This is a genomic window from Pseudomonas sp. LG1D9 (genome assembly GCF_002949995.1).
Taxonomy (GTDB): domain Bacteria; phylum Pseudomonadota; class Gammaproteobacteria; order Pseudomonadales; family Pseudomonadaceae; genus Aquipseudomonas; species Aquipseudomonas proteolytica.
Window position 1 is genome coordinate 240,573 of sequence record NZ_CP026881.1, and the last position, 25,874, is coordinate 266,446.

Sequence of the window (25,874 nt, forward strand, 5' to 3'; positions counted from 1 at the left end):
GGGTAACACGGGAACATATTTTGTCGCATTCTCTGAAGTAAATTTCCTACTAAAAAATTAAATCATTGATTTTAAAGGATTTTTAAAAGTTGGCACGGCTTCTGCTATCTCTATGGCATAACAAGAATAAAAAGCACCAAACCTAATAAAAATAAGACGTAACGACTCTGACATAACAAAAACAACACGGCAGAGACGCAGCTAACAGATTTTTTTGGAGAAGATGTGCTTCGCAGGGTACGGCGCAAGCCGCCACTCGCAACCGGGCAGAGAACAATAAAACTACCTCAAGGTAGCTACCCACTGGTTGGATCGCGTGCGAAGAAGCAGATCAGCGCTCAAAAAAATACGTTTGCTCTTGACCCCGGATGGGGGTCGCCAAAAACAGCGGTAAAGGGCCACGGTTGCCAAAAACAACAATAGACCGCCCCTCAATAATAAAAAAAGAGCACGTGACAACAAATTAAAGGGGAGCTTCGGCTCCCCTTTGTGCTGTCTGGGTGAAATGAATTTTGTGAATCACCCTCTATACCCCTGTGGGAGCGGGCTTGCTCGCGAAAGCGGTGGGTCAATTGATAAATACTTGACTGATACTCCGCTATCGCGAGCAAGCCCGCTCCCACACAAGCCCAGCCCCACATCAGGTTTGGGCCAGGCCTCAGGTTTCGCTATGCAGTTGCTCGATCGTAATCTCGCGCATACGAAACTTCTGGATCTTGCCGGTCACCGTCATCGGGAACTCTTCGACAAACCGAAAGTGCTTCGGCGTCTTGAAGTGTGCAATGCGCCCCTTGCACCAGGTTTGCAGCTCCAGTTCGTTGGCAACCTGCCCCGGGTGAAACTTGATCCAGGCCACGATCTCTTCGCCGTAGCGCTCATCGGGAATGCCGATGATCTGCACATCGGCCACCGCCGGGTGGGTGAAGAAGAACTCCTCCAGCTCCCGCGGGTACACGTTCTCGCCACCGCGGATGATCATGTCCTTGTTGCGCCCGGCGATGCACACGTAACCCTGCTCATCCATGCTCGCCAGGTCGCCCGTATGCATCCAGCCCGCCTCGTCGATGGCTTCGCGGGTGCCCTCGGGGTTGTTCCAGTAGCCGAGCATCACGCTGTAGCCACGGGTGCACAGCTCGCCGATCTGCCCGCGCGGCACGGTGTTGCCGGCTTCGTCGATGATCTTGCTTTCCAACTGGGGTTGCGTGCGCCCGACCGTGGTCACGCGCCGCTCCAGATCGTCATCGGCCCCGGTCTGCAGCGACACCGGGCTGGTCTCGGTCATGCCGTAGGCGATTTGTACCTCACTCATATGCAGGTCGCTGATCACCCGGCGCATCACCTCGATCGGGCAGGTGGAGCCGGCCATGATCCCGGTGCGCAGGGTCGACAGGTCGAACGTGCCGCGTTGCGGATGATCGAGCATCGCGATAAACATCGTGGGTACGCCGTAGAGGCCGGTGGCGCGTTCTTCGGCCACGGCGGCCAGGGTCAGCAGCGGGTCGAAGCCGTCATTGGGATAGATCATGGTCGTGCCATGGGTGATGCAGCCCAGGTTGCCCATGACCATCCCGAAGCAATGGTAGAGCGGCACCGGGATCACCAGGCGGTCCTGGGCGCTCAGGCCCAGGCTTTCGCCGACCATGTAGCCGTTGTTGAGGATGTTGTGGTGGCTGAGGGTGGCGCCCTTGGGGAAGCCCGTGGTGCCGGAGGTGTACTGGATGTTGACGGGTTGATCGAAGTGCAGGCTGGCCTCGCGGTGATGCAGCTGTTGCGGGGGGATGCCCGTACCCAGGGCCGACAATTGCGACCAGGGCAGGAACCCCGAGGGCGGTCGCGCATCCAGGCTGATCACCCCGCGCAGTTCGGGTAACAGCTCGCAGCGCAATTGGCCGATGCCCTGCTCCGCCAGTTCCGGTACCAGCGCCTGCAGCATCCCGTGGTAGTCGGAGGATTTGAACGAACCGGCACAGATCAACCACTGGCAGCCCGATTGCTTGAGCACGTATTCCAACTCGCTACTGCGGTAGGCGGGGTTGATGTTGACCAGGATCACCCCGAGCTTGGCACTGGCCACCTGGCTGATGCACCACTGCGCGCAGTTCGGCGCCCAGATGCCAAGACGATCCCCGGCTTGCAACCCCAGGGCCAGCAGAGCGCGGGCGTGCAGGTCCACGGCTTCGGCCAATTGCTGCCAGGTGTAGCGCAACTGCTGATGGCGCACCACCAGGGCCTCGCCCTGCGGGTACTGCGCCACCGTGCGGTCGAATGCCTGGCCAATGGTCATGGCCAGCAGGGCCTTGTCCTGTGGGCCACGGCTGTAGCTCTGATTCGGTTGATCCATGACGACCCCTATTGTCTTTTTTGTAGGTGGACGGTGCGCCGGTCAGGCGCGAGCTTGACGTTAACGTAAGCTACGATTGACAGTCATGCAACGCAAGTTTACGTTAACGTAAAGGTGATCGCCCAATGGCGTCGCCAGCCCCACAACAATAATGTTTATAGGTGCCCTCCCATGAGTTACCCGACCCTGAACTTCGCCCTCGGTGAAACCATCGACATGCTGCGCGACCAGGTGCAGGCCTTCGTGGTCAAGGAGCTGGCGCCCCGGGCAGCACAGATCGATATCGACAACCTGTTCCCCGTGGATATGTGGCGCAAGTTCGGTGACATGGGCCTGTTGGGCATCACCGTGCCGGAAGAATACGGCGGTGCCGGCCTGGGTTACCTGGCCCACGTGGTGGCCATGGAAGAAATCAGCCGTGGCTCGGCCTCGGTGGCGTTGTCCTACGGCGCGCACTCCAACCTGTGCGTCAACCAGATCAACCGCAACGGCAGCCACGAGCAAAAGCTCAAGTACCTGCCCAAGCTGATCAGCGGCGAGCACATTGGCGCCCTGGCCATGAGCGAGCCCAATGCCGGTTCTGATGTGGTCTCGATGAAGCTGCGCGCCGATAAGCGCGGCAGCGTGTATGTGCTCAACGGCAGCAAGACCTGGATCACCAACGGTCCTGATGCCCACACCTACGTGATCTATGCCAAGACCGACCTGGAAAAAGGCGCCCATGGCATCACCGCGTTTATCGTTGAGCGCGACTCGAAAGGCTTCAGCCGCAGCAACAAGTTCGACAAGCTGGGCATGCGCGGCTCCAACACCTGCGAGCTGTTTTTCGACGACGTTGAAGTGCCCGAAGAAAACATCCTCGGCGCGCTCAATGGCGGCGTCAAAGTGCTGATGAGCGGCCTGGACTACGAACGCGTGGTGCTCTCCGGCGGCCCTACCGGGATCATGCAGGCCTGCATGGACCTGATCGTGCCGTACATCCACGACCGCAAACAGTTCGGCCAGAGCATCGGCGAGTTCCAACTGATCCAGGGCAAGGTCGCCGACATGTACACCCAGCTCAACGCCAGCCGCGCCTACCTGTATGCCGTCGCCCAAGCCTGCGAACGCGGCGAAACCACACGCAAGGACGCGGCCGGGGTGATTCTGTACAGCGCCGAACGCGCCACGCAGATGGCCCTCGATGCAATCCAGATTCTCGGCGGCAACGGCTATATCAATGAATTCCCGGCCGGCCGCCTGCTGCGCGATGCCAAGCTGTATGAAATCGGCGCGGGCACCAGTGAGATCCGGCGCATGTTGATTGGCCGCGAACTGTTCAACGAAACCCGCTGAGGGAGTGCACCATGGCCACCCTGCACACCCAACTCAACCCACGCTCGGCAGAATTCGCCACCAACAGCGCGGCAATGCTCAAACAGGTCGACGCCCTGCACACCCTGCTCGCCCAGGTCCAGCAAGGCGGCGGCAGCAAGGCCCAGGAGCGCCACACTTCCCGGGGCAAGCTGTTGCCGCGCGAACGCATCAACCGCCTGCTCGACCCGGGCTCGGCATTCCTTGAGCTCAGCCAACTGGCGGCGTATCAGGTCTACGGTGAAAAGGTGCCGGCCGCTGGCGTGATCGCCGGGATCGGCCGGGTCGAAGGCGTGGAATGCATGATCGTCGCCAACGACGCCACGGTAAAAGGTGGCTCCTACTACCCGCTGACCGTGAAAAAACACCTGCGCGCGCAAACCATTGCCGAGCAGAACCGCCTGCCCTGCATCTACCTGGTGGATTCCGGCGGCGCCAACCTGCCGCGCCAGGATGAAGTGTTTCCCGACCGCGAGCACTTTGGGCGGATCTTCTTCAACCAGGCCAACATGAGCGCCCAAGGCATCCCGCAGATTGCCGTGGTCATGGGCTCCTGCACCGCCGGTGGTGCCTATGTGCCAGCGATGGCCGACGAAGCGATCATGGTGCGCCAGCAGGCGACCATCTTCCTCGCCGGCCCGCCGCTGGTGAAGGCTGCCACTGGCGAAGTGGTCAGCGCCGAAGACCTTGGTGGTGCCGATGTGCACTGCAAGGTCTCCGGGGTGGCCGACCATTACGCCGACAGCGATGAACACGCCCTGGCCCTGGCCCGCCGTAGCATCGCCAACCTCAACTGGCGCAAACAGGGGCAGTTGCAGCAGCGCACGCCAGTCGCGCCTCTGTATGCCAGCGACGAGTTGTATGGGGTGATTCCGGCCGATGCCAAGCAACCGTTCGATGTGCGCGAAGTGATTGCGCGGCTGGTGGACGGTTCGGTTTTCGATGAGTTCAAGGCGCTGTTCGGCACCACGCTGGTCTGCGGTTTTGCCCATTTGCATGGCTATCCCATCGCGATCCTCGCCAACAACGGCATCCTCTTCGCCGAAGCTGCGCAAAAAGGCGCGCACTTTATCGAACTGGCCTGCCAGCGCGGGATTCCCCTGCTGTTCTTGCAGAACATCACCGGCTTTATGGTCGGCCAGAAGTACGAAGCCGGTGGCATCGCCAAGCACGGCGCCAAGCTGGTGACGGCGGTGGCCTGCGCCAAGGTGCCGAAATTCACGGTGATCATCGGTGGCAGCTTTGGTGCCGGTAACTACGGGATGTGCGGGCGCGCCTATGACCCGCGCTTTTTGTGGATGTGGCCTAACGCCCGTATTGGCGTAATGGGCGCCGAACAGGCAGCCGGCGTGCTGGTGCAGGTCAAGCGCGAGCAGGCCGAACGCAGTGGCCAGGGGTTCAGCGCCGAGGACGAAGCGCAGATCAAACAGCCGATCCTCGACCAGTACGAGACCCAGGGCCACCCCTATTACTCCAGCGCCCGCCTGTGGGATGACGGTGTCATCGACCCTTTGCAAACCCGTGACGTGCTGGCCCTGGCCTTGTCCGCTGCGCTGAATGCCCCCATCGAGCCGAGCCGCTTCGGCGTGTTCCGCATGTAATTGGAGCTGCACCCATGAGCGATTTCAACACCGTTGAACTGGTGAACGACCCCCGTGGCTTTGCCACGCTGTGGTTGAGCCGGCAAGAGAAGAACAACGCGTTCAACGCCGAAATGATCCGCGAGCTGATCATTGCCCTGGATCAGGTGCAAGCCGACGCAACCCTGCGCTTTTTGCTGATACGCGGGCGCGGCAAGCACTTCAGCGCCGGCGCGGACCTGGCCTGGATGCAACAGTCGGCCGAACTGGATTACCACACCAACCTTGACGACGCCCGCGAGCTGGCAGAGTTGATGTACAACCTGGCCAAGCTGAAAATCCCGACCCTGGCCGTGGTCCAGGGCGCGGCGTATGGCGGCGCCCTGGGCCTGATCAGTTGCTGCGACATGGCCATTGGTGCCGATGATGCGCAGTTCTGCCTGTCGGAAGTACGCATCGGCCTCGCACCGGCGGTCATCAGCCCGTTTGTGGTGCAGGCGATTGGCGAGCGCGCGGCCCGGCGTTATGCCCTCACCGCAGAACGCTTCGACGGCCAGCAGGCACAGGCGATCGGGCTATTGGCGCAAAGCTATCCCTTCGATGAGCTGAATCAGCAGGTCGAGCAGTGGACCGCCAACCTGCTGCTCAACAGCCCGGCCGCCATGCGCGCCAGCAAGGACTTGCTGCGTGAAGTCGGCAACGGCGCGCTCACCCCGGCGTTGCGCCGTTACTGCGAAAACGCCATCTCACGCATCCGCGTCAGCGCCGAGGGCCAGGAAGGCTTGCGCGCGTTTTTGCAAAAGCGTGCACCCAGCTGGCAGTCCCAGGAGCCTCGTTCATGAGTTCACCGTTGATTACCTGCGTGCTGGTGGCCAACCGTGGCGAAATCGCCTGCCGCGTCATGCGCACGGCCAAGGCGATGGGCATGACCACCGTTGCCGTGCATAGCGCCACGGACCGCAATGCGCGCCACAGCCGCGAAGCTGATATCCGCGTGGACCTGGGCGGCAGCAAGGCCGCCGACAGCTACCTGCAGATCGACAAATTGATTGCCGCCGCCAAGGCCAGCGGCGCCCAGGCGATTCATCCTGGCTATGGCTTTCTTTCCGAAAACCCAGGCTTTGCGCGGGCAATTGAAGAGGCGGGGCTGATTTTTCTCGGCCCGCCGGCTTCGGCCATTGATGCCATGGGCAGCAAGTCCGCCGCCAAGGCGCTGATGGAAACCGCCGGCGTGCCACTGGTGCCGGGTTACCACGGTGCCGGGCAGGACCTGGAAACCTTCCGCCAGGCCGCCGAGCGCATTGGCTACCCGGTGCTGCTCAAGGCCACCGCTGGCGGCGGCGGCAAGGGCATGAAAGTGGTCGAGGACGAAAGCCAACTGGGCGAAGCCCTGGCCTCGGCCCAGCGTGAAGCGCTGTCTTCGTTTGGCAATGGGCAGATGCTGGTGGAGAAGTACCTGCTCAAGCCACGCCACGTGGAGATCCAGGTGTTTGCCGACCAGCATGGCAATTGCCTGTACCTCAATGAGCGCGACTGCTCGATCCAGCGTCGCCACCAAAAGGTCGTCGAGGAAGCACCCGCCCCCGGCCTCAGCCCTGCCCTGCGCCAGGCCATGGGTGAGGCGGCGGTACGTGCGGCCCAGGCGATTGGCTATGTGGGCGCCGGCACCGTGGAGTTCCTGCTGGATGCGCGCGGTGAGTTCTTCTTCATGGAGATGAACACCCGCTTGCAAGTGGAACACCCGGTGACCGAGGCCATCACCGGCCTGGACCTGGTGGCCTGGCAGATTCGCGTGGCTCAAGGCGAGCCGCTGCCAATGACCCAGGAGCAGGTGCCGTTGCGCGGCCACGCCATCGAAGTGCGACTGTATGCCGAAGACCCGACCCATGACTTTTTACCGGCCACCGGGCATCTGGCGCTGTACCGCGAATCGGCGCCAGGCCCGGGGCGCCGGGTAGACAGCGGCGTGGAGCAAGGTGACGACGTGTCGCCCTTCTACGACCCGATGCTCGGCAAGCTGATCGCTTGGGGCGAGGACCGCGAACAGGCGCGCCTGCGCCTTTTGAGCATGCTGGACGAGTTTGCGGTCGGCGGTTTGAAGACCAACCTGGGTTTTCTACGGCGCATCATCGGCCACCCGGCGTTCGCCGCAGCGCAGTTGGATACCGGGTTTATCCCGCGTTATCAGGAACAACTGCTGCCTGTTGCAAGCGCGTTGAGCGATGAGTTCTGGCAGGCGGCTGGCCACGCCTTCATACAAAGCCAACTGCCTCGACTGCGGGACGACGATCCCGCCTCACCGTGGGCTGCGACACAGGGGTTTCGTGCAGGCCTGCCTGCCGAGACATCACTGCACCTGAGCTGCGACGGTCAGGACCGCCTGGTGACGCTGCAAACCACCACTGCGCCGCGACTGCGGGACGAACACCTGCTGATCGAAGACGCAGGGCTTCGCCGCTCGCACCTGGCGGTGCGCCAGGGGCAGACGCTGTTCCTGCGCTGGCAAGGTGAGATGCGCAGTGTGACGCTGTTTGATCCGATCGCCGCGGTCGATGCCGGGCAGGCGCATCAGGGCGGCCTGACTGCGCCAATGAACGGCAGTATCGTGCGGGTGCTGGTGGAGGTCGGCCAGACGGTTGAGACCGGTACGCAATTGGTGGTGCTCGAGGCGATGAAGATGGAGCACAGCATCCGCGCGCCCCATGCAGGTGTGGTCAAGGCGCTGTATTGCCAGGAAGGCGAAATGGTCGGCGAAGGCAGCGCCTTGGTGGAGCTGGAGGCCCAGCCCTAGAACTTCACCGTGGCTTGTACCACCACGCCGATGATCCGGCAGTCATCGGTGAGCAACGCCTTTGGGTAGGTCGGGTTGAGTGGCACCAGGTAACGCTGGCCGCTTTCTTCCAGCAGCTTGCGAAACGTCGCCTGACTGCTGCCTGCCCATTGGGCCACCACCAGTTTGCCAGGCTCGGCGTCGAGGGCCGGATCCACCAGGATCATCATCCCATCGGCGATGCTCGGCCCGCTGGGCGCGGTCATTGCATCGCCGCTCACCTGGAGCCAGAACGCCTCGCCGTCGGCGTCGTAGTCGCTTGCCTGAAATCGCGCGGGCCCGTAGGCCAGACGCTGTTCGTGGACCTGGCAGGGCTGTTTCCAGTCTTTTACCGGGTAGCGAAAGTACGGGTTGTATTGAACGACCGGCGCGACTTTATCGTCTGCCGGGGCGTGGCCCTTCTCGCGAATCACCAGCGCCGCTTCGAGATACCCCAGGCCCAGTTCTTCGAGCACCCGGTTCATGTCGGCGAGGCTCGGTACACGGCGCTTGCCCAGCCAGTGGCCAATGCCGCCCTGGGACATGCCCATGCGTGCAGCCAGTTGATTCTGCGTGACCTTGCGGGCCTTCATGTTGGCTTTGACCAACGCTATCCATTTTTCCATGGGGCAGACAATACCGGGTGTATTCGCGGCGACAATAAACAGTTTGTAGTAATCAATCAAATGACATAAATACAGATCGTATTATTATCAGTCGTACCTGTTCACCTTCCCACCCAGAGCACCCACCCCATGACCACAACCCCGGATCACTTGGACGGTACACCTGATACCGACGAAATAAAGTTCTTGCAGGGCAGCGACGCAGCTCGACGCGCACTGGATTACTACTTGAAAGAAGATACAGACCCTGCATCGGACGATATGGCCTGGTTCGAGGCCAACCCCACCGTCAGCAGTGAAGAAGCCCTGATCCACGCGTCGGACTTGCTGCGCAGCGCCGCCGCCATCGCGTATGAGCTGGCGAACAACAAGCTGGGAGGCACCCGGGACCTGGCGTTTTCGGTGGTGTATTTAATTGATATGGCCAAGGCCATGCTGGAGCGTCCACTGCAACTGGCAGGCGGGAAAACCTCGTAACCAGATAGGCGTGCAGGAACAGAAGGAAAAATATTTCTATCTGGCAGATAAAAACATTTGACTTGCAAATGATAATGATTATTATTGCAAGCAGCTGGTCGCGAGATCAGTCGATAGACCAAGAGACCTTAGGTCGGACTCTTGGAATATCTCCTCATCAGGCTAATCACGGTTTTTGACCCGGCTCTTTGGCCGGGTCTTTTTTTTGCCAGTTATTCTGGCGTGGCTTCAGGCTAATGAAGACTGTGTGTTGCTTGATGGCGCGCATGGTAGCAAAAGACCATCGCCGAAAGAAAGCCGAGAAAGCGCTCTGGTCCGGTTCTTTCCAAATTAGCACTTGAGAATCAATCTCATAGACTCTAAGCTGCTGCTGCGTCACGGACGACGCCCCCTCCTTTTTCGCAACAATTTGCGTCCCAAACTTTACCCCGCCCCTGTGTAAACTGCCTGTCACATCTCTCATATTCAGGCAACCAGACTATGACCGTGGCCTTGACCTCCCTTAAAATCAGCAGCGATTTCGACAGCGGCAATATCCAGGTGCTCGACACCCGCGATGCCCATCAACCGCTGCTGGCGATCAAACCCGATACCCGCAGCCAGCACTTCCAATGGTTCCACTTCAAGGCCGAAGGTATGCACATCGGTCATACCCATACCTTTCGCCTGAGCAACGCCGGCCAGTCCTCCTACAAACATGCCTGGAGCGGCTACAACGCAGTGGCATCCTACGACCATATCAACTGGTTCCGCGTGCCAACACGCTTTGATGGCGAAACCTTGCACATCGAATTCAAGACCGAGCAAAAACACGCCTGGCTCGCCTACTTCGAACCCTACAGCCGCGAGCGTCACGCCTGGTTGATCGACCGAGCGCTGAACCGCGCAGGCACCCAATTGCTGGCAACTGGCAAAAGCATCGAGGGCCGCGATATCCCCCTGCTGCGTCGTGGCAAGGGCGGTGCGGGGCAGCGCAAAGTGTGGATCATCGCCCAGCAGCACCCCGGCGAGCACATGGCTGAATGGTTTATGGAAGGCATCATCGAACGCCTGCAACAGGACGGTGATGATGAGCTGAAAAAACTGCTGGCCGCCGCCGACCTCTACCTGGTGCCGAACATGAACCCGGATGGCGCGTTCCACGGCCATCTGCGCACCAACGCCGTGGGCCAGGACCTCAATCGGGCCTGGCAAAGCGCAAGCCAGGAGCAGAGCCCGGAAGTGCTGTTCGTCCAACAGCAAATGGAGAAATACGGCGTCGACCTGTTCCTGGATATCCACGGCGACGAGGAAATCCCCTACGTGTTCACCGCAGGTTGTGAAGGCAACCCCGGCTATACGCCACGTATCGAGGCCCTGGAAAAACACTTTCGCAGCCACTTGAGCGAACTGACCCGCGACTTCCAGACCACCCATGGCTACACCCGCGACTTGCCAGGCCAGGCCAACATGACCCTGGCGTGCAACAGTGTGGGCGAGCGGTTCGATTGCCTGTCCCTGACCCTGGAAATGCCGTTCAAGGACAACGACGATGCACCCGAGCCGCATACCGGTTGGTCCGGCAAACGCTCGCTGCAACTGGGCAAGGACGTGCTAAGCAGCGTGGCGGATATCGTCGACGTACTGCGCTGACCCTGGCCAACCCGGGGGGCATTCAGCCCCCGGATTGCGCCGCCACCCGCAGACATTCCTGCGGCCCGAGCACCCGGCCATCCGCCGCACGTACTTGCAAGGGCTGCAGGGCCTGCCCGTGCTCTCGGTCCAGCATCAACGAGTGCGCCTCGCCCTCAGCGTAAAAAAAGCCCTCGCCCCACTGCCGTAACCCAATGATCACGGCAAACAACCCCCTGCCCTTTTCGGTCAACACATACTCCTGATAAGCACTGCCATCGGAGGCTGGGACGATCTCGAAAATCCCATGGGCCACCAGGTTGCGCAGGCGCGCCGAGAGAATGTTCTTGGCCATCCCCAGGCTGCGCTGGAACTCGCCAAAACGGCGGATGCCATCAAAGGCATCACGAATGATCAACAGCGCCCACCCATCGCCAATGGCCTCCAATGAGCGCGCGACCGGGCATTCGGCTGTTTCAAAGCGGGTGAGTTTGACCATGGATGATGCCTGCCTGACAAAAAATGTAGTTGCAATATAAAACCGGAATACCTGCCGTACAACTGGTTTCATTTCAAAACCATAACGAGCATCCAACATGCCAAAATCCCCCTTGAGCGGCGCGGTCGTGCTGCTGTTCGCCATTGCCTGTGGGTTATCGGTGGCGAATGTCTATTACGCCCAACCCCTGCTCGATACCATGGCCAGCACGTTCGCCATGGACCCGGCCACCGTCGGCATCGTCATCAGCCTGACCCAGGTCGGCTATGGCATCGGCCTGTTATTGCTGGTGCCGCTGGGAGACCTGCTCAATCGCCGCCACTTGATTGTCAGCCAGATGCTGCTCTCAACCTGTGCGGTTCTGCTGGTCGCGCTGTCCAGCAGCGGCCCGTGGTTCCTGGCGGGCCTGCTGCTGACGGGCCTGCTCGCCGTGGTGGCCCAGGTGTTAGTGGCCTATGCCGCCCACCTGGCACAGCCCGAGCAACGGGGGCACGTGGTCGGCCTGGTGACCAGTGGCATCGTGGTCGGCCTGCTGCTGGCGCGCACGGTATCCGGGATCATGGCGGACCTGGCCGGCTGGCGTTCGGTGTACCTGTTGTCGGCCGGCCTGACGCTGCTGATGGCACTGTTGCTGTGGCGTGTGTTGCCCGCCGCCGAACAGCCTCGTACGCAGGGTTCCTATGGACAATTACTGCGCTCGGTGTTCAGCCTGTTGCGCGAGGAAAAAGTCCTGCGGGATCGTGCAGTGCTGGCGTTGCTGACGTTTGCCGCTGGCACCGTGCTCTGGACGCCTTTGGTGTTGCCGCTGAGCACCCCGCCATTGTCGTTGTCCCACACCCAGATCGGCCTATTCGGCCTTGCCGGTGCCGCCGGCGCGCTGGGTGCGGCCCATGCCGGGCGCCTGGCCGACCGAGGCCGCGCCCAGTGGACCAGCGGTGCAGCCTTGATGCTGATGCTGCTGTCGTGGCTGGCCATCGCCTTCACCCAGTCCTCGTTATGGGCGTTATTGCTCGGTGTGATTACCTTCGACCTCGGCCTGCAAGCCGTGCATGTCACCAGCCAAAGCCTGATCTACAGCGTGCGCCCCGATGCACAGAGCAGGCTGGTGGCCGCCTACATGCTGTTCTACTCGGCAGGCAGCGCCCTGGGCTCGGTCCTGGCCACGATGATGTACGCCTGGGCCGGTTGGCTCGGCGTGTGCGCCCTGGGCGCTGCCTTCAACCTGCTGGCCCTGGTTTACTGGCGGCTTACCCTCGGTGCTCAGCCCTTGCCCAGCATGCTTTGCAACACGCCATCACGACGCACCCAGCCATGAAACAACGCCGCCGCCAAATGCAGCAGCACCGTCAGAAACAGTAAATAGGCGAGGTACCCGTGGGCCTTGCGCAACACCGCAAACAACTGGGCATTGGCCGGCACCCACGCCGGCAACTGCACGGTGCTGGAGAGCATCACCGGGTCGCCCGCCGCCGAAATCATCGCCCAACCCAGCAGCGGCAACACCAGCATCAAGCCATACAGCAGCAGATGAGACGCCTTGGCCGCCAGCACCTGCCACAGTGGCAAATCAGAAGGCAGCGGCGGCTGGCGGGTCGAAAAACGCACCACCAGGCGCACGATCACCAACGCCAGAATCGCAATACCCAAAGGCTTGTGCAGGTGCAGCAGCCACTCATGCCGTTGAGAAACCGACGCCACCATGCCGGCACCGATAAACAGCATGGCGATGACCATCAATGCCATCAGCCAGTGCAGCAAGCGCGCCAGCGGGGTAAAAAACCGGGATGGGGCATTCATGGCTTCGACTCCTGAACCGCGTTGTGCAGTTGGCTGACTTCACCGGTACGCCGCAGATACGAACTGGCATAGGCGGCAGAACGCGCCGCCAGCAGCGGATCGTTGGACGCTTCAATGCCACTCGGCAGGATCAGCGGATCAAAATTGATATCACGACAATCGCCGCTCAGTTGCGGCTGGCTGCTGTCGAGCACCAGCGTGCCGGCATTGAGCACCGTATGCTCGCCAGCCCACACTTTGCTGGCGTCATCCACGGGGTCGGCGGGGTTGGCCAGGGTGATCTGCAATTGCCAGCGCACGGGGCCGGCGAGCAAGCGTTGTTCCAGGTCCTGTTGCAAGAAATCCGCCCCCGCAGGCGCCGCCGCCTCCTTTGTGTCCTGGCTGATTGGCACCACGCCCCAGCGCACGGCCTGGCGCTGGCCATTGGCGTTGATCAGGTAAAACCCATTGATGCCGTTGTAGGACTCGGTGGCATAACTGGCCGAAGGCTTGGCGGTCTTGACCCATGCCAGAAACGGCGCAGCCTCGGGATGGCTGGCAAAAAATGCCGGCATGCTGGCCGGGTTCGGCTTGCCGGTCGCCGGGTCCGGAGCGCCCGCCTTGAGCATCTGGTAGAACGCCTCGGGCGTGCCCACCGGGAACACCGGCATGCTGTTCATCCCGGTGCGCCACTGCTGGCCGTTGGCCTGACTGAACTGCAAGGCCAGGCTACGGATCGGCACGCTGCTGTCGGGGGCATACGGGTTGCCGCTGGGCAAGGCGAAACGCCCGATCACCGGAGTGCGTGCCTCGTGGAACACTTGCGCACTGGAATACGCACGCGCCGTAGGACCGCTCTCAAAATAGCCCGCGACACACACGCCCTTGGAATGGTTGCGTCGGTAGCCGGGGTGAACGCCGTTGTTGGTTTCCAGCGCATTGACCAGAGTCTTGGGCCGCAAACGTTGTGGGTCGAGTGTGCCATTGACGTAGGCAAAGGCTCCCGCCACTGCGCCGACAACCACACCGATAGCGGCCAGGCGCAGCAGCAGGCTTGCACGCCCCAACGGCCGGCGTGACGGTGATGAGTGATCTACCATGAAATGCTCCGAGGCCCACGGCCACAGGGGAAGGTGCAATAAGACGCTGCTGACGCAGGCTTATTCCCCTGAAGCTGTAGGTATTTTCAGAACAAGTGGCAAGTAGTCCTATTTCTCGGACTCATCCCACCCCTGTTGGCGGGGCGGCGTGCCAAACCGTTGCTCAGGAATCCCAGATCGCGCCGTAGGCCGGTATGCCCCGGGCTTCCATCTCTTCAACCACCCGACGGGTCAAGGCCTGGTTGGCAATGCAGATCACCGCTTCGGCCCCTGCGGCTTGCACGGCAGCGTAGGCCAACTGCACCAGATCCGGCTTGCCCCGCACATCGGTGTCCCAGATCACCGCATCGGGTTGTGCCCGCACAATTTCCGCGACTAATTGCGCGCCATAGGTCTTGGCGGGGCTGCGGGTGGACCACACCAGTTGGATCGGTACCTGCGCCGCCAGCAAATGCGGCATCACCGGGCCGATGCCACTCCCTGTGGCGATGTACACCACCGACTTGAACAAGGTCTCGACGTTGGCCACGCCCGCGGTAGTAATCCCCTTGACCCACACATGCGATGGCAAGCGGTCGATATAGCGCCCCGTCCAATCCCCGGCCCGGGAAATAATCAGGCGAAAGCCCGGCTGGCCCGGAGCTGGGATATTGGCAAACGAATGCCACTCCAGCAGCGGCTGGAGACTGATTGCAGTGGACGAGCCGGCAAACGGCGTGGTGTGGCACAGGCGGGTCACTATTGCATGGTCGGACGGTCGGTGATGACTGACCGCAACCCTGCGCAGGCGCAACCAAGGCAGGGCAATACTCAGGCTCAGCAGGAGCAACACCCAGAACTCCATGGCATGCAGCAGCCTGCCCTGGGGTACTGCCATCAGCGTCTGCGCCCAGAACAGCAACAAGGCTGCCCACCCTGCAAACCGATGCACGCGCTCGAAGCCGTTATGGAAGCGACCGCGAATCCACGGCTGCGCCATCACCACCATCAGCACCAACATCCCCAACAATGCCCCACTGACCAGCAACCACGCCGCCGAAACGCTGTGGGGCTGTTGCAGGTAACGCCATCCCTGGCTGCCGACCAGCAACGCGAACCACAACGTCGCCGCCACCGCGCCACCGCTGTGCAGCCCCCCCAGGTGATAGACCTTGGCCGCATGGCGACGGATGCACAGCGGCCACGTCACGGGGATCCGCGTCGCCAGCCAGAACAACCCGTTGATCACGTACTGCTGGCGCACCAGAATCGCCAGGGCCAGGTTGAACATCACCAGTTGCGACACCACCTGCACATCCACAACAGGCAGTTGCAGGCAGGCCAGCGCAAACCAACCGTTGGCCACCAGCACCAGCGCTACCAGCCGGTTGTAATGAGAAAACAGCGGCGCACCAGACCAACGTCGCCACCCACCAGGCCGTGCAGGCAAGGGTGTTTCCATCAACCTGTCAATCATGGGCGGCCACCTGCTTGCAGGGCGAGTTGCTGCCCCTCGACGCTGTCGCGCGCCCATTGCAGCAGCAAGGTCTTGTCGATCTTGCCGCGCGCCGTCAGCGGCAGATTCTCCACAGCAAAGATCAACGCGGGAACGCAGTAGTAGGCCAACCGCTGCGCGCAGTACTGCCTGGCAGCCGGAACATTCGCACTGGCCGGCGTCACAAACGCCACAAGGTGCTGACTGTCGAACTTCAGCGTCACCGCCCGGCTACACGACCCACCTGCCTCCAGGGTGGTTGAAACCGCATCCAGCTCCACGCGAAAACCGCGCACCTTGACCTGATCGTCCACTCGCCCCAGATGTTCCAGGGCCCCGCTGTCGGTCCAGCGTCCCAGGTCCCGTGTGCGAAACATCATGCGGCCCGCCCCCAGGAACGGATCTGGGCAATAACTTTGCGCGGTCAATAGCGGGTTGTTCAGATAACCCGCCGTCACCCCGTCGCCCCCGGCCCACATCTCACCGACCGCCCCTGGCGCGCAGGCCCGCCCGTGTTCATCCAGCACATACACGGTGTTGTTGGGCGTAGGCGTGCCGATGGTCAAGGGTGCCCCCGGCGTGTGCCGGTGCAGGGTGTTGACGATGGTGGTTTCGGTAGGCCCGCAGCCGTTGTAGAACACACAATGGGCCGCCCATCGGTCCGCCAGTGCCTGTGGGCACGGCTCACCCGCCACGGCTACCGTCTCAAGGTCGGGGCACTGTTGGGGGTCCAGGGTGCCAAGGATTGAAGGCGTTGCGATCAGCACCTGGCAAAGGTGCGCCGTCTGCCCGATATCCTGGGTGCGGATATGCAATGTTGCGCCGTGGGCCAGGCAGCCGAGAATTTCCCAGGCGGCCATGTCGAATGCAATGTTGAGAATCTGCCCGACGATCATGCCCGGCTTCATGCCCAGGTTTCCCGGCGCCGTCAGCAGCACGTTGCACACATTGCGATGGGTCACCTGCACCCCGTTGGGCCGACCCGTGGTACCAGAGGTAAACAATACAAAACACAAGTCGCCGGGGCGGGGCACAACGACGTTCTGGTCTGCGTCCTCTGCCGGCCACGGCGCCTGCGCGAGAAATTCATCCAGGCACACGCACGGCTGATCCGCTGCCAGCGGCAGGCGCTCCTTGAACCCCGACAATGTCAGCACCACCTGGCTCGACAACGACTCAAGGATCATCGCCAACTGGGCCGGTGGGGTAATTCGGGCGTCCTGGGGCACATACGCAGCGCCGACCTTCAGCACCGCGAGCATCCCCACCAGCATGGGGATCGAGCGTTCGACAAACAGTGCCACACTGTCGCCCGGCACAACCCCCTGTTCGATCAGGTACGCCGCCAGCCGATTGGCTTGGCGATTCAACTGCCGATAGCTGATGCTCTGGTCCAGCCAGCGGGCGGCTATCGCCTCGGGCGCTGCCGCCGCGTGTGCCTCAAAGGCCTGGTGTATAGAGGTGTACGGCAATGGGCTGACCGCACCGCATCCCCAGGCCTGGAGAGTATCGCGTTGCTGGGCCGGCAAATGGCCTAGCGCCCTGGTACTGACAAACCCACTACTCGTTGCTGCTGCCGACATCATAGGCTTACTCCTCATCTGGCTCCTGCCCCACAGTGACCGGGCAGTCAGGGCGCTTGATTGAGGAACTGACACGACATTACAGACTTGCGAGAGGCTACAAACGATAGGGAACGAGGCCATTCACTGGATTTATCTTTCCTACAAATGGAATATCCATTGCTGGCTAGCGTCTCCCTGAGCACAGCCCATTGCCACACACGCGCCGCAGGCCATCCATGCATGAACTCGACGAACAGTTGCGTGAGCTACTCCCCAGGCTGCGGCGCTTCGCCGTCTCCCTGACACGCAACGCCAGCAGCGCTGACGACCTGGTGCAGGCCAGCCTTGAGCGGGCCATCGTCCATTGGCGCGACAAACGCGTAGACGGTGACTTGCGCGCCTGGCTGTTCTCGATCCTCTACCGGCAATTCCTCGATGCACACCGCCGCTCCCGGCGCTACGCGCGAATGCTGGAGTTCTTTACCGGCCGCGATGACGCGCAGCCGTCCGCCGAACGCACAGTAATCGCCCAGACGACCCTGCAAGCCTTTGACCAATTGACGAGCGAGCAACGCGCCCTGCTGCTGTGGGTTTCGGTGGAAGGCTTGAGCTACAAGGAAGTCGCCCACATTCTTGAGGTGCCAGTCGGCACCGTGATGTCTCGCCTGTCCCGCGCGCGCCAGGCCTTGCGCCAACTCAGCGACGGTGACATCACCAGCCCTTCCCTGCGGAGACTCAAATGATCAGCCTGCCCCCCAGCGAGCGCGACCTGCACGCTTACGTCGATCACCAGCTTACGGAGCCTGATCGACGCCAACTGGACATCTGGCTCGCCGCGCACCCCGAGGTCGCGGCCCAGGTCCACGCCTGGCAGCAGGATGCCCAGCACCTGCGCGCGGCCCTTGGCGCCCAGCCTGCGGCCAACGCCGATCTGGACCCGGCGCTGATTCGCCAGCGCCTCAAGCGCCACGCGCGCCGTCGATTCGCCAGTGCGGCCGTGCTGTTGCTCGCGGTCGGGCTCGGTGGCCTGGGGGGCTGGCAAGCGCGGCAGGCCACGCTTGTCACCACGGCACTGCCGATGACCGATGCCCTGCAGGCCTATCGCCTGTTCGCCCAGGACCAGATCATGCCCGCCGACTATCAGGTCCACGACAACGGCGATATGCAAGCCTGGCTCGACCGCTACTTCGCCCAGGCCCATCGCCTGCCAGACCTGAGCCGGGCCGGCTTCAACCCCGTCAGCGGGCGCCTGCTCACCACGGACCAAGGCGCAGCGGCGATGGTGCTCTACGAGAACCCACAAGGCCGGCGCATCAGTTTCTATATTCGCCCACCAGGCCCGCAGAACACCTTGCTGCCACGGGGCAGCCGCAGTGCCGACGGGCTCCAGGCCCAATACTGGTCCAGCCCCGGCTACAACTACGCGATGGTCAGCCCAGAGGACGAACCGACCACGCGCTTGCTCAAGCAAACCACACGGTTCTAGGACGCCAACGCCATGCCCTTTCACGATAACCGCCCCCGTCGCCTGACCTTGCTCAAACGGTTGCTGGGCAAAAAGACCGCCACCGATAGCGCGCCAGCCATTCACCGGTTCTTCGCGGACAAGGCCCGGCAGCAGGGCTACACCCTCAGCCCCAGCCAGTTGCGGGTGATCGATGCCATGGCCCGGCAAACCGCACAATTGTTAGCCAACCGCCCGGCCCGCAGCCTGTACCTGCATGGCGCCGTCGGCCGCGGCAAAAGTTGGTTACTCGACGGTTTTTTCCAGGCCTTGGCGCTGCCCGGCAAACAGCGCGTGCATTTCCATGACTTTTTCGCCCGCCTGCACCGGGGCATGTTTGCCCACCGCCAGCAGGCCGATGCCCTGGGCGCGACCTTGGACCAGCTACTAGACGGCTGCCGGGTGCTGTGTTTCGACGAGTTCCATGTGCATGACATCGGCGATGCGATGTTGATCACCCGGCTGTTCAAGGCCCTGTTCCAACGCGGCATCCTGGTGCTGGTCACCTCCAACTACCCGCCACAAGGCTTGCTGCCCAACCCGCTGTACCACCAGCGCTTCAAGCCGGCGATCGACCTGATCAGCGCGCGCATGGACGTCATGGAAGTCAGCGCGCCCCAGGACTACCGCGGCTTGGCGCAAAACCACCGGCAGCAGCGTTTCACCCACGGCCAATACGTGTGGCCCGGCACCCCGGCCCAGCGCCGTGAACTGGGGCTGCCCGCGACCGATGGCCCGCCCCTGGCGCTGACGGTCGGCTCGCGGCAACTGCGGGTGCGCTGGCAACAGGCACGCAGCCTGGCCTTGGCTTTCGAGGACCTGTGTGAACAGCCCACCGCCGTGATGGATTACCTGCTGCTGTGCGAGGACTTCGACCACTGGATCATCGACGGCCTGCCCCGGTTGGACGACTGCCCGATTGCCGTGCAACAGCGGTTTATCAACCTGATCGACGTGCTGTACGACCAGGACAAGCACCTCACACTGCTGGGCCAACAGCCACTGGATACGGCCCTGCAAGGTCAGGCGATTGACCTGGCCCGCACCCGCAGCCGCCTGGGCCAGCTGCAACAAGTCAGCTCGCCGGCGCTCAAGTCGCTATCATGAGCGCCTTTGCCCTTGTCGAGTGACCGAAGCTGTTCATGGATACCCTTGCCCAACTCAAGGCTGGCCAACTGGCCGGCATCAAGCGCCTGGACCTGTCCTGCGGCCTGACGCAGTTCCCCCGGGAAATCTTCGACCTGGCCGACTCCCTGGAAATCCTCAACCTGAGCGGCAACGCCCTGAGCAGCCTGCCGGACGACTTGCACCGCCTGCCCCACCTGCGTGTGCTGTTTTGCTCGGACAACGCCTTCACCGAACTGCCAGCGTGCCTGGGCCAATGCCAGCAACTGAGCATGGTCGGCTTCAAGGCCAACCAGATCGAGCATGTGCCCGCCGCCGCGCTGCCGTCGCAGTTGCGCTGGTTGATCCTCACCGATAACCGCATCAGCCACTTGCCGGACGCACTCGGTGAGCGGCCCCTGCTACAGAAGCTCATGCTGGCGGGCAACCGCCTGGAGCAACTGCCGGCGAGCTTGGCCCAGTGCCACAACCTCGAGCTACTGCGCATCGCCTCCAACCGCTTGACGCAATTGCCACAATGGCTGCTGACGCTGCCGCGCCTGACCTGGCTGGCCTATGCCGGCAACCCGGTGGAAAGCGCGGTGGACCTGGTAAATGATGAGGCGACGCCGAATATTCCCTGGGCTGAACTGCAACTGGGCGAAATATTGGGCGAAGGCGCGTCAGGGGTGATTCGCAAGGCGCTCAGGGGAACATCGGGTGCACCTGTGGCCGTCAAGCTCTATAAGGGCACCATCACCAGCGACGGTTCGCCGCTGCACGAAATGCAGGCCTGCATTGCCGCCGGGCTGCATTCCAACCTGATCAAGGTGCAAGGCCGCGTGATCGGCCACCCCACTGAACAGGCCGCCCTGGTGATGGACCTGATCGACCCGAGCTACCGCAACCTCGCCGATCTGCCCAGCCTGGCGTCCTGCACCCGGGACGTCTACGACCCTGCCACCCGTTTCAGCCTGGAAGTGGCATTGCGCATGGCGCGCGGCATCGCCTGCGTAGCGGCGCATCTGCACCGGCACGGCATTACCCATGGCGACCTGTATGGCCACAATATCCTGTGCAATGCAGAGGGTGATTGCTTGCTCGGGGACTTTGGCGCGGCATCGTTCCACGCCACGGCAGACACCTTGGAAACCAGGGCGTTGCAGCGCATTGAAGTGCGCGCGTTCGGGGTATTGCTGGGGGAGTTGCTGGAGCGCATTGACGAAGGCTTGAGCGATGAACAGCGCCAAGTGCTGGAGGCGCTGCGTGACAGTTGCTGCCAGCCGCAGGTGCTCACGCGTCCGGCGTTCCAAGAGATCGAGACACTGCTGTCCTCCCTCTGAAACGCCATGCACATGTGGGAGTTAGCTTGACCGCGATAGCCATAGGTATCTACACAACTTTGCCGCAACGCCTAGATCCAGGCAGATAGCGCAGTTGTGGCGAGCGGGCTTGCCCCGCGCTGGGCTGCGAAGCAGCCCCAAAACCAGCCGCTGCGGTGTATCTGGTACAACGCATTCGGCTTATTGGGGCTGCTTCGCAGCCCAGCGCGGGCGATGCGGCGTTCCGACAAGCCCGCTCGCCACAGGGGAGTTCGTCAGTTTCTGAAAGTTGTGTAGATACCTATGCCGCGATAGCGGTGTAACTGACCGACCGCTATCGCGGGCAAGCCCGCTCCCACACTAGCCCGCGTCCATGATTAAAGGCCGGTGTCAGCCCGCCAGGCCGACGAACATATCTTGCACGTCGTCATGGTTGTCGAGGCCTTCGAGGAACGCTTCGACTTCTGCCATCTGCTCGTCGCTCAAGCCGCTGACCGGGTTTTTCGACAGGTAGCCCAACTTGGCCGACAACACGGTAAACCCCTGCTCCGGCAAAGCTTTCTGTACCGCATCCAGGTCCGTGGTCTCGGTAATGAACAGGGTCGTACCCTCTTCTTCACCTTCTTCAAAGTCCTGGGCGCCGGCTTCGATGGCGGCCATTTCCGGGTCGGCATCCGGGGTATCCGGCGAGGCCTCGATCAACCCCACATGGTTGAAGTCCCAGGCCACGGAGCCCGAAGCCCCCAGTTGCCCCTTGCGAAATGCCACGCGGATTTCCGCCACGGTGCGGTTGATGTTGTCGGTCACGCATTCGACGATCAACGGTACCTGGTGCGGGGCGAACCCTTCGTAGGTCACGCGATGGTACTGCACGGTCTCGCCCAGCAGGCCCGCGCCTTTCTTGATCGCGCGTTCCAGGGTTTCCTTGGGCATCGAGGCCTTTTTGGCCTGTTCGACCACCAGACGCAGGTGGGCGTTGGTCGCGGTGTCCGCACCATTACGGGCGGCAATGGTGATCTCTTTCACCAGCTTGCCGAAGATCTTGCCCTTGGCATTGGATGCCGCTTCTTTATGTTTAACCTTCCACTGTGCGCCCATGACTCACTCTCTTGATATCCGTGGCGCCGAGACGTCTACTGGCCGGCGCTTTGGCCGCAGAGTTTATAGGGCAAGACCCCTTCGTTCCACCAAAAAACCGGCCAGCGTTGCAGGTGCCTCAGGTGCGCAGGGGTTTGATCGCCACTGAGCGATCCGGCACAAAGTCGCCCACTTGCGCCAAAACCGCAGGCCGGGCGTTCCAATAGGGCATCAGCACCAACGCCGAAAACAACGCGGCGCCGGCGAACACGATAAACACCGTCACCGTATCGAAGTAGCCCGGCAACAGGCCACCGAGAATCGCCCCCACCGAACCGCAACCGTTGACGAAGCCCGCCGCCGTCGCACCTGCCTTGGCCGTGCCGAAGTCGATCGCCGCCGTACTGCTGATCATCGAGTCCGGCCCGTACAGGGTCAGGCCCATGACAAACAGCAGGGCCATCACCAACAGCACGCTACCGGTATGCAATGCCCCCATGAACAGCGCCAGCGACACCGTCAGCGCCAACAGGCTGAGGACACAGGCCGGCATGCGCCGGGCGCCGAACAGTTTGTCGGACGCCAGGCCAATCATGATCGGCCCCAACAGGCCCGCCAGTTCGAACGCCGTGGGCACAATAGCGGCACCGACCTTGCCCACCGAGGGCATCTGCTCGTAGACGATGACCGGGCCCCACAACAGGATCGCGTAGCGCGCCGGTTTCAACAGAAAATAGGCCAGGCCCAAGGTCAGCACCGTGCGGTTGCGCAAGATCTCGCGCAGCGGCTCAAGGATGCTGATTTTCTTGGCCGCCGCCTGCTCTTCGGCGCTCATTGCCGGCTCAGGCTCCACTTCCGGCAGGCCGACGTCCTGGGGCGTATTGCGCTGGAAAATGAAGAACAGCACCGCCACCAACGCCACCACCGCGGCACTGGAGATAAATGCCGCGTGCCAGCTGCCGATCAGGGTATAGGCCCACCAGCCGGCAAACGGCGATGCCACCAACCCGCCAAACGCATAGCACGAGCTCCACAAGCCCAACACCCGCCCGCGCTGTTGCGCCGGGAAAAAACTGCCAAGGTTCTTGCACAGCCCCGACCAGCCAGTGGACTGCGCCAGGCCCTGGATCAACATGCACGTGACGAAGATCGGCAACGTGGCGAACGTGCCCATGACCAAGGCGGCAGCCGCAGAAATCACCAACCCTCCCAACACCACCCTGGGGCCGAAGCGGTCGGCGAGCATGCCCCAGGTGAACTGGCCAACGGCATACGCCGCCAGGTACAGGCCATCCAGGTTGGCCATCATCATCTTGTCCAGCGGGAAACTCGGGTCGTCGACGATCCCCAACTTGGCCACGGAAAACGCTTTGCGGGTGAAATAGAAGGCGGCATAGGCCAGCCAGGTGATGGCGAAAATCTGCACGCGCCAACGCTTGATACTACCCATAGGGATATTCATGGTGGTTCTGACCTCAGGTGTGAGTGTGCCGGCAGAATCGAAAAGCAATTGCCTGTGTTTTTATTGTTTTGCACTGCAGTACCGGGTCGCTGGGCGCCGGTACTGGTCAGATGAGTCCTGCAAGGTTGCACGCAACGACCCATGATCGCCGAAGTTGTAGGACTCAACCTACGGCGACTGAGGGCTATCAAAGCAATGGCTGACTAATAGGTAAAATCGATTTATCGTATTTCAAATATAAGCCCAGCTTGTAAGAGGTCGTGCCATGTCGGTTTCCCACGCGCAACTCAAAGCCTTCCATGCGGTAGCGGTCCACGGCAGCTTTACCCTGGCAGGCGAGCGGCTGTTCCTGACCCAGCCGGCCATTTCCGACCAGGTGCGCAAGCTCGAAGAGCGCTTCGGCGTGCTGTTGTTTCATCGCAACAAGCGCTCCGTGCGCCTGACCGACCTGGGCGAACGCCTGCTGAGTATCACCCAGCGCCTGTTTGTGGTCGCCGCCGAGGCCGAGGAGCTGCTGCAAGACTCCAAGGCCTTGCAGACCGGCAGCCTGACCCTGGCCGTGGATGCGCCGGTGCATGTACTGCCGCAGATCGCGCAGTTTTGCGAACGTTATCCGGGGATCACGGTAAAGATCGAGACAGGTAACACCGATGATGCGCTGTATCGCCTGCACAACTATCAGGCTGACCTGGCGCTGGTGGGGCGCGACGTCGACGATGAACGCCTGCTCTCAATCCCGCTGCGCGATGACCCGATGCTGGCCTTTGTTGCACGCAACCACCCGTGGGCCGGGCGGGAATTCATCGACCTGGCGGACCTGGACGACACGCCCCTGGTACTGCGGGAAACCGGCTCGGTGACCCGTCAGACCCTGGAACGGGAGATGCACCAGGCCGGGTTGCGCATTCGCCCGGCGATCCAGGTGGAAGGCCGCGAGGCCGCCCGTGAAGCGGTGGTAGTAGGGATTGGCGTGGGCGTAGTCTCGGCCTCGGAATTCGGTGCAGACTCCCGGGTGTATGCCATGCCAATCCGCGACTGCACCCAGCGCATGAAGGAAACACTGGTGTGCCTGAAAGAACAAAGCTCGCGACGGGTGGTGGCGACCTTTCTGGAGATTGTCCGCGAGAGCCTGGATACCTGATCACCGACCTGTGTGGCGAGGGGGCTCGTCCCCCGCTGGGGTGCGCAGCAGCCCCAATAAGACCGCCGCGTTTTATCAGATAGACCGCAGCGCCAGGGTTTGGGGCTGCTGCGCAGCCCAGCGGGGGACGAGCCCCCTCGCCACAAAAAGCCCCATTGCCACAACACGCGTACCTGACCCATCGTCAGGTCAATGGGAAGCCAGCTCAAAAAACGCCTGAATCAAACGTAACTCCCGACGCCGCTCCATGCACCCGAGCATATGGTGGTTCAGCAGTCCCTCGCCATGGATGGGAATCGCATGCACACGCGGGTCCCGACTGACTTCCACCGAGGACACCACCCCCACTCCCAGTTCGGCGGCCACCGCTTCTGTCACCGCTTCGCGGCTGTCCAGCTCCAGCAACACCTTGGGCTGTACGCCGGCCTTGGCACAGGCCTCGTCGAAGGTGCGGCGGGTGATGGAGCTGGGCTCGCGCAGCACCATGATCACCTGGTCCAACTGCTCCAGGCGGATACCCGCCGGATCCGCCAGCCACGGGTGGCCAGCCGGTACCAAGGCGCAGATACGTGACTCGTTCAAGGGCTGCAGGTGCACGCCCTTGCGTGGCTCCACTTGCGTCAACACCGCCACATCCGCGTGCTCGGACAACAGCGCCGCCAGGGTTTCCTGGGCATTGCCCAGGCGCAGGTTGACGGTAATCCCCGGGTACCGCGCACGCAGCTTTGCGAGCATGGGCATGACCATATGCGGCCCATCCGCCGCCACTTCCAGGCGCCCGGTGAGCAATTGGCGGTTGGCTTCCAGCAGGGCCTGCGCTTCATCCACCTGGCCGAAGATGCTGCGGGTGATGGCCGCCAGCTTGATCCCTTCTTCGGTTAACTCGACCCGCCGTGCGGTACGTCGCAGCAGGGTGATCTGGTAGTGCTCTTCCAGCGCCTTGATATGCCCGGTCACGGCCGGCTGGCTGATAAACAGGCGCGCGGCGGCACGGGTAAAGCTGCCGTCCCGGGCCACGGCGTCAAATGCGCGGAGTTGAAAAAGATTCATAGC

Annotated in this window: 23 protein-coding genes; 12 read left to right on the forward strand and 11 right to left on the reverse strand. The window is 62.2% G+C overall.

The features are described 5' to 3' along the window. Nucleotides 1–658 precede the first annotated feature (658 nt). A complete protein-coding gene (locus C5F71_RS01105) occupies nt 659–2,341 on the reverse strand; it encodes an AMP-binding protein (protein WP_104910400.1) in 1,683 nt (560 codons plus the stop codon). Nucleotides 2,342–2,512: 171 nt separating this feature from the next. Between C5F71_RS01105 and C5F71_RS01110 the strand changes: the two genes are divergently transcribed. Genes C5F71_RS01110 through C5F71_RS01125 form a run of 4 tightly spaced genes read left to right on the forward strand, consistent with a single transcriptional unit; the run spans nt 2,513 to nt 8,065 of the window. Next, the gene (locus C5F71_RS01110) at nt 2,513–3,676 is read left to right on the forward strand and encodes an isovaleryl-CoA dehydrogenase (protein ID WP_104910401.1); all 1,164 of its coding nucleotides are present in this window, start codon (nt 2,513–2,515) and stop codon (nt 3,674–3,676) included. 11 nt (nt 3,677–3,687) lie between these two features. Continuing rightward, on the forward strand, nt 3,688–5,295 hold the full coding sequence (locus C5F71_RS01115) for a carboxyl transferase domain-containing protein (protein WP_104910402.1): 1,608 nt from the start codon (nt 3,688–3,690) through the stop codon (nt 5,293–5,295). Nucleotides 5,296–5,309: 14 nt separating this feature from the next. Next, nucleotides 5,310–6,116, forward strand: a complete 807-nt coding sequence (locus C5F71_RS01120; protein WP_029298356.1) for a gamma-carboxygeranoyl-CoA hydratase — start codon at nt 5,310–5,312, stop codon at nt 6,114–6,116. Further along, nucleotides 6,113–8,065 carry an acetyl/propionyl/methylcrotonyl-CoA carboxylase subunit alpha gene (locus tag C5F71_RS01125; protein ID WP_104910403.1) on the forward strand — a complete coding sequence of 651 codons (1,953 nt, stop codon included), beginning with the start codon at nt 6,113–6,115 and terminating at the stop codon, nt 8,063–8,065. Before C5F71_RS01120 ends, C5F71_RS01125 begins: the two co-directional genes overlap by 4 nt. Here C5F71_RS01125 and C5F71_RS01130 read toward each other — a convergent pair. Beyond that, a complete protein-coding gene (locus C5F71_RS01130; protein ID WP_104912577.1) occupies nt 8,062–8,709 on the reverse strand; it encodes a LexA family transcriptional regulator in 648 nt (215 codons plus the stop codon). The genes C5F71_RS01125 and C5F71_RS01130 overlap by 4 nt on opposite strands. Before the next feature lie 129 nt (nt 8,710–8,838). Here C5F71_RS01130 and C5F71_RS01135 point away from each other — a divergent pair, with 129 nt between their 5' ends. Continuing rightward, entirely contained in the window at nt 8,839–9,186 is a 348-nt protein-coding gene (locus C5F71_RS01135) for a DUF6124 family protein (RefSeq protein WP_029298363.1), read from the forward strand. Between the two features lie 166 nt (nt 9,187–9,352). On the opposite strand, the gene C5F71_RS01140 is transcribed toward C5F71_RS01135, so the two are convergent. Then, nucleotides 9,353–9,565, reverse strand: a complete 213-nt coding sequence (locus C5F71_RS01140; protein ID WP_133714916.1) for a hypothetical protein — start codon at nt 9,563–9,565, stop codon at nt 9,353–9,355. A gap of 101 nt (nt 9,566–9,666) precedes the next feature. Here C5F71_RS01140 and C5F71_RS01145 point away from each other — a divergent pair, with 101 nt between their 5' ends. Continuing rightward, nucleotides 9,667–10,818, forward strand: coding sequence for a M14-type cytosolic carboxypeptidase (locus C5F71_RS01145; protein ID WP_104910404.1), 1,152 nt, complete (start codon nt 9,667–9,669; stop codon nt 10,816–10,818). A 22-nt stretch (nt 10,819–10,840) separates the two neighbouring features. Here the strand turns inward: C5F71_RS01145 and C5F71_RS01150 are convergent, their stop codons facing one another. Further along, a complete protein-coding gene (locus tag C5F71_RS01150; protein ID WP_029298367.1) occupies nt 10,841–11,296 on the reverse strand; it encodes a helix-turn-helix domain-containing protein in 456 nt (151 codons plus the stop codon). A gap of 97 nt (nt 11,297–11,393) precedes the next feature. Between C5F71_RS01150 and C5F71_RS01155 the strand changes: the two genes are divergently transcribed. After that, entirely contained in the window at nt 11,394–12,611 is a 1,218-nt protein-coding gene (locus C5F71_RS01155; protein ID WP_104910405.1) for an MFS transporter, read from the forward strand. Here C5F71_RS01155 and C5F71_RS01160 read toward each other — a convergent pair. From C5F71_RS01160 to C5F71_RS01175, 4 genes are all read right to left on the reverse strand, one after another. Then, complete coding sequence (locus C5F71_RS01160; RefSeq protein ID WP_104910406.1) at nt 12,557–13,093, reverse strand: cytochrome b; 537 nt, start codon at nt 13,091–13,093, stop codon at nt 12,557–12,559. The two genes, C5F71_RS01155 and C5F71_RS01160, sit on opposite strands and share 55 nt — an antisense overlap. Further along, on the reverse strand, nt 13,090–14,172 hold the full coding sequence (locus tag C5F71_RS01165; RefSeq protein ID WP_104910407.1) for a catalase family peroxidase: 1,083 nt from the start codon (nt 14,170–14,172) through the stop codon (nt 13,090–13,092). The genes C5F71_RS01160 and C5F71_RS01165 overlap by 4 nt, the downstream gene beginning before the upstream one ends. Before the next feature lie 163 nt (nt 14,173–14,335). Beyond that, the gene (locus tag C5F71_RS01170; RefSeq protein ID WP_169874531.1) at nt 14,336–15,628 is read right to left on the reverse strand and encodes a hypothetical protein; all 1,293 of its coding nucleotides are present in this window, start codon (nt 15,626–15,628) and stop codon (nt 14,336–14,338) included. Then, a complete protein-coding gene (locus C5F71_RS01175; RefSeq protein WP_104912578.1) occupies nt 15,625–17,229 on the reverse strand; it encodes an amino acid adenylation domain-containing protein in 1,605 nt (534 codons plus the stop codon). Before C5F71_RS01175 ends, C5F71_RS01170 begins: the two co-directional genes overlap by 4 nt. Before the next feature lie 218 nt (nt 17,230–17,447). Here C5F71_RS01175 and C5F71_RS01180 point away from each other — a divergent pair, with 218 nt between their 5' ends. From C5F71_RS01180 to C5F71_RS01195, 4 genes are read left to right on the forward strand one after another with little or no spacing between them, the layout of a single operon-like run. Continuing rightward, a complete protein-coding gene (locus C5F71_RS01180) occupies nt 17,448–17,954 on the forward strand; it encodes a sigma-70 family RNA polymerase sigma factor (protein ID WP_104910409.1) in 507 nt (168 codons plus the stop codon). Beyond that, nucleotides 17,951–18,697, forward strand: a complete 747-nt coding sequence (locus tag C5F71_RS01185) for an anti-sigma factor (protein ID WP_104910410.1) — start codon at nt 17,951–17,953, stop codon at nt 18,695–18,697. The genes C5F71_RS01180 and C5F71_RS01185 overlap by 4 nt, the downstream gene beginning before the upstream one ends. 12 nt (nt 18,698–18,709) lie before the next feature. Continuing rightward, nucleotides 18,710–19,822 carry a cell division protein ZapE gene (gene zapE, locus C5F71_RS01190; RefSeq protein WP_104910411.1) on the forward strand — a complete coding sequence of 371 codons (1,113 nt, stop codon included), beginning with the start codon at nt 18,710–18,712 and terminating at the stop codon, nt 19,820–19,822. Nucleotides 19,823–19,857: 35 nt separating this feature from the next. Next, nucleotides 19,858–21,162 carry a leucine-rich repeat-containing protein kinase family protein gene (locus C5F71_RS01195; protein ID WP_104910412.1) on the forward strand — a complete coding sequence of 435 codons (1,305 nt, stop codon included), beginning with the start codon at nt 19,858–19,860 and terminating at the stop codon, nt 21,160–21,162. A gap of 369 nt (nt 21,163–21,531) precedes the next feature. On the opposite strand, the gene C5F71_RS01200 is transcribed toward C5F71_RS01195, so the two are convergent. Both C5F71_RS01200 and C5F71_RS01205 read right to left on the reverse strand, forming a co-directional pair. Then, nucleotides 21,532–22,239 (reverse strand): YebC/PmpR family DNA-binding transcriptional regulator, encoded by a 708-nt coding sequence (locus tag C5F71_RS01200; RefSeq protein WP_092239038.1) that lies wholly within the window; start codon nt 22,237–22,239, stop codon nt 21,532–21,534. A 118-nt stretch (nt 22,240–22,357) separates the two neighbouring features. Then, complete coding sequence (locus C5F71_RS01205; protein ID WP_104910413.1) at nt 22,358–23,680, reverse strand: MFS transporter; 1,323 nt, start codon at nt 23,678–23,680, stop codon at nt 22,358–22,360. A 265-nt stretch (nt 23,681–23,945) separates the two neighbouring features. On the opposite strand from C5F71_RS01205, the gene C5F71_RS01210 reads away from it, so the two are divergent. Further along, nucleotides 23,946–24,821, forward strand: a complete 876-nt coding sequence (locus C5F71_RS01210; protein ID WP_070995494.1) for a LysR substrate-binding domain-containing protein — start codon at nt 23,946–23,948, stop codon at nt 24,819–24,821. Nucleotides 24,822–25,010: 189 nt separating this feature from the next. On the opposite strand, the gene C5F71_RS01215 is transcribed toward C5F71_RS01210, so the two are convergent. Beyond that, the gene (locus C5F71_RS01215; RefSeq protein WP_104910414.1) at nt 25,011–25,871 is read right to left on the reverse strand and encodes a LysR substrate-binding domain-containing protein; all 861 of its coding nucleotides are present in this window, start codon (nt 25,869–25,871) and stop codon (nt 25,011–25,013) included. Between the last annotated feature and the right edge of the window lie 3 nt (nt 25,872–25,874).

Coding starts and splice junctions, on each gene's coding strand:
- C5F71_RS01105 (WP_104910400.1), bottom strand. CDS start 2,341: ATGGATCAACCGAATCAGAGCTACAGCCGTGGCCCACAGGACAAGGCC.
- C5F71_RS01110 (WP_104910401.1), top strand. CDS start 2,513: ATGAGTTACCCGACCCTGAACTTCGCCCTCGGTGAAACCATCGACATG.
- C5F71_RS01115 (WP_104910402.1), top strand. CDS start 3,688: ATGGCCACCCTGCACACCCAACTCAACCCACGCTCGGCAGAATTCGCC.
- C5F71_RS01120 (WP_029298356.1), top strand. CDS start 5,310: ATGAGCGATTTCAACACCGTTGAACTGGTGAACGACCCCCGTGGCTTT.
- C5F71_RS01125 (WP_104910403.1), top strand. CDS start 6,113: ATGAGTTCACCGTTGATTACCTGCGTGCTGGTGGCCAACCGTGGCGAA.
- C5F71_RS01130 (WP_104912577.1), bottom strand. CDS start 8,709: ATGGAAAAATGGATAGCGTTGGTCAAAGCCAACATGAAGGCCCGCAAG.
- C5F71_RS01135 (WP_029298363.1), top strand. CDS start 8,839: ATGACCACAACCCCGGATCACTTGGACGGTACACCTGATACCGACGAA.
- C5F71_RS01145 (WP_104910404.1), top strand. CDS start 9,667: ATGACCGTGGCCTTGACCTCCCTTAAAATCAGCAGCGATTTCGACAGC.
- C5F71_RS01150 (WP_029298367.1), bottom strand. CDS start 11,296: ATGGTCAAACTCACCCGCTTTGAAACAGCCGAATGCCCGGTCGCGCGC.
- C5F71_RS01155 (WP_104910405.1), top strand. CDS start 11,394: ATGCCAAAATCCCCCTTGAGCGGCGCGGTCGTGCTGCTGTTCGCCATT.
- C5F71_RS01160 (WP_104910406.1), bottom strand. CDS start 13,093: ATGAATGCCCCATCCCGGTTTTTTACCCCGCTGGCGCGCTTGCTGCAC.
- C5F71_RS01165 (WP_104910407.1), bottom strand. CDS start 14,172: ATGGTAGATCACTCATCACCGTCACGCCGGCCGTTGGGGCGTGCAAGC.
- C5F71_RS01170 (WP_169874531.1), bottom strand. CDS start 15,628: ATGATTGACAGGTTGATGGAAACACCCTTGCCTGCACGGCCTGGTGGG.
- C5F71_RS01175 (WP_104912578.1), bottom strand. CDS start 17,229: ATGTCGGCAGCAGCAACGAGTAGTGGGTTTGTCAGTACCAGGGCGCTA.
- C5F71_RS01180 (WP_104910409.1), top strand. CDS start 17,448: ATGCATGAACTCGACGAACAGTTGCGTGAGCTACTCCCCAGGCTGCGG.
- C5F71_RS01185 (WP_104910410.1), top strand. CDS start 17,951: ATGATCAGCCTGCCCCCCAGCGAGCGCGACCTGCACGCTTACGTCGAT.
- zapE (WP_104910411.1), top strand. CDS start 18,710: ATGCCCTTTCACGATAACCGCCCCCGTCGCCTGACCTTGCTCAAACGG.
- C5F71_RS01195 (WP_104910412.1), top strand. CDS start 19,858: ATGGATACCCTTGCCCAACTCAAGGCTGGCCAACTGGCCGGCATCAAG.
- C5F71_RS01200 (WP_092239038.1), bottom strand. CDS start 22,239: ATGGGCGCACAGTGGAAGGTTAAACATAAAGAAGCGGCATCCAATGCC.
- C5F71_RS01205 (WP_104910413.1), bottom strand. CDS start 23,680: ATGAATATCCCTATGGGTAGTATCAAGCGTTGGCGCGTGCAGATTTTC.
- C5F71_RS01210 (WP_070995494.1), top strand. CDS start 23,946: ATGTCGGTTTCCCACGCGCAACTCAAAGCCTTCCATGCGGTAGCGGTC.
- C5F71_RS01215 (WP_104910414.1), bottom strand. CDS start 25,871: ATGAATCTTTTTCAACTCCGCGCATTTGACGCCGTGGCCCGGGACGGC.